A 2,891-nucleotide genomic window follows, 5' to 3' on the forward strand; every position below is an offset into this window, starting at 1 on the left:
AGACTCTGGCCGAAGAGTCCGGCGGGGAACACCTCGGCGTCGACGAAGGCGTCGCGCCACGGCAACGCGAGGTCGAGCAGACGCTCCACGCCGTCCTCGCCGAGCGCGCCCCAGGGCGCGGCCGCCAGGTCGTCGGTCAGGTCCTCGACGAGCTCGCGGACCTCGAACCCTTCACCGGTGAGTTCTCCGCGCTTGTCCAGCAGGCCGCGTCCGCGCAATCCCTTCTCGGCGTCCGCCCACTCGTCCCGCGACCATCCCCGAAGCTTCCGGGCGGGATCGACGGCGAATCCGATGCCGGTCGCCGTGTGGGTGACCAGCGATTCGATCCCCGACAGCCCCGCCGTCTGCAGCGCCGCGATGTGCCCGTCGCCGCGGTACTCGCGCAGCAATGTCAGCGCGTGCCACAACCGGAGATGCGCTTCCTCGGGCCAGGGCAGGTCGGCGTGGGCGGCGTAGAGCGGTCGCCCGTCGGGGCCCGGGATCGCCCGCGCCGCGGTGACGGCGAGATCCGTGGCCTCGTTCATCTCCGCGGAATCGAGCACGTCCTGCCCGAGGACCCGCCGGTAGAGAGCGTCCAGCCCGCGCAACCGCGCCGCAAGGATCGCGGCAGGCTCGGCGCTCTGCCATACCGCCGGGACGGCCGAGGCCACCAGACGGGGCGAGAAACTGTAGAACGTCGCCGTCACGAGGCCGGGGCCCACGGCACCCATGGCTGCCGAGCGCCCACCGAAATAGTGTGCGGCCGGCCCGTCGACGCCCAGCGCGGCGAGTTCACTCGCGGTGTCCGGCGCGAAGTAGACGACCGAATGCAGCAGTTCGAGCGCGCGGGCCGTACGCCCGGCCGAGGAGGGATCCATGGGAAAGGACCCTACCGAGTCTCCGGCGCCGACCGGGCAGGGCGGCTACTTCAGCCCCGCGGCGTCCATGCCGCGCAGTTCCTTCTTCAGGTCGGAGATCTCGTCGCGCAGTCGCGCCGCCAGCTCGAACTGCAGGTCGCGTGCGGCCTGCATCATCTGATCGGTGAGCTGCTGCACGAGATCGGCGAGTTCGGCCCGCGGCATCGTCGAGGTGTCGCGACCTTCCACGACACCGGAGCTGACTGCGCGCCCGGACTCGCCCTGTGCGCGCCGGCCGCGCGAGGCGTTGCGTCCGGAACCGCCCACCTCGACGATCTCGGTGTCCTCGGCCTCCTGGTAGACCTGATCGAGGATGTCGGCGATCTTCTTGCGCAGCGGCTTCGGATCCAGACCGTGTTCGGTGTTGTAGGCGACCTGCTTCTCGCGGCGCCGCTCGGTTTCCTCGATGGCCCGGGCCATGGAGTCGGTGATCTTGTCGGCGTACATGTGGACCTCGCCCGAGACGTTGCGCGCAGCGCGGCCGATGGTCTGGATCAGCGAGGTCGTCGACCGCAGGAAGCCTTCCTTGTCGGCGTCGAGGATCGCCACCAGGGACACCTCGGGAAGATCGAGGCCCTCACGGAGCAGGTTGATGCCGACGAGGACGTCGTATTCGCCGAGGCGCAGCTGCCGCAGTAGTTCGACACGCCGCAGAGTGTCGATGTCGGAGTGCAGATAGCGCACCCGGATGCCGAGTTCGAGCAGGTAATCGGTGAGGTCCTCGGCCATCTTCTTGGTGAGTGTGGTGACGAGGACGCGCTCGTCGCGGTCGGCGCGCTCGCGGATCTCGTGCACGAGATCGTCGATCTGGCCCTTGGTGGGCTTGACGACCACCTCCGGGTCGACGAGACCGGTGGGACGGATGACCTGCTCGACGAACTCGCCGCCGGTCTGCCCGAGCTCGTAGGGGCCGGGGGTGGCCGACAGGTAGACCGTCTGCCCGATGCGGGCGGCGAACTCCTCCCAGGTCAGGGGCCGGTTGTCGACCGCCGAGGGCAGGCGGAAGCCGAAGTCGACGAGGTTGCGCTTGCGCGACATGTCGCCCTCGTACATCGCGCCGATCTGCGGCACCGTGACGTGCGACTCGTCGATGACCAGGAGGAAGTCCTCCGGGAAGTAGTCGATGAGGGTCGCGGGAGCGGACCCGGCGGGGCGACCGTCGATGTGACGGGAATAGTTCTCGATGCCGGAGCAGAAGCCGACCTGCCGGATCATCTCGATGTCGTACTGGGTGCGCATGCGCAGACGCTGCGCCTCGAGCAGCTTGCCGCGGTTCTCCAGATCGGCGAGGCGCTCCTCGAGTTCGGCCTCGATGCTCGCGACGGCGCGTTCCATGCGTTCGGGACCGGCGACGTAGTGGGTGGCGGGGAAGATGCGCAGGGAGTCGACCTTGCGCACGACATCGCCGGTGAGCGGGTGCAGGTAGTACAGCGCGTCGATCTCGTCGCCGAAGAACTCGATCCGCACGGCGAGTTCCTCGTAGGCGGGGATGATGTCGACGGTGTCGCCCTTGACGCGGAACGATCCGCGGGTGAACGCCATGTCGTTGCGGGCGTACTGGACATCGACGAGCAGGCGCAGCAGCGCGTCGCGCGGCACCTCCACACCCACTTCGAGCTGGATGGACCGGTCGAGATAGGACTGCGGGGTACCGAGACCGTAGATGCACGAGACGGACGCGACCACCACGACGTCGCGACGCGACAGCAGCGACGAGGTGGCCGAGTGCCGCAGTCGCTCCACGTCGTCGTTGATCGACGAGTCCTTCTCGATGTAGGTGTCGGTCTGCGCGATGTACGCCTCGGGCTGGTAGTAGTCGTAGTACGAGACGAAGTACTCGACCGAGTTGTTGGGCAACATGTCTCGCAGCTCGTTGGCGAGCTGCGCGGCGAGGGTCTTGTTGGGCGCCATCACGAGGGTGGGTCGCTGGACGCGCTCGATGAGCCACGCGGTGGTGGCGGATTTGCCGGTACCGGTGGCACCGAGCAGGACGAC

The 2,891-nt window shown here is 68.4% G+C and carries 2 protein-coding genes; both read right to left on the reverse strand.

The features are described from left to right. Positions 1 to 857, reverse strand: an 857-nt coding sequence (locus R1101_RS0120325) for an SCO6745 family protein (RefSeq protein WP_016935131.1), incomplete at its 3' end; no start/stop codon positions are given. 45 nt (positions 858 to 902) lie between these two features. Further along, on the reverse strand, positions 903 to 2,891 hold a 1,989-nt coding region (gene uvrB, locus R1101_RS0120330; protein ID WP_016935132.1), incomplete at its 5' end, for an excinuclease ABC subunit UvrB.

This window comes from Rhodococcus sp. R1101 (assembly GCF_000278445.1).
Taxonomy (GTDB): domain Bacteria; phylum Actinomycetota; class Actinomycetes; order Mycobacteriales; family Mycobacteriaceae; genus Rhodococcus; species Rhodococcus gordoniae.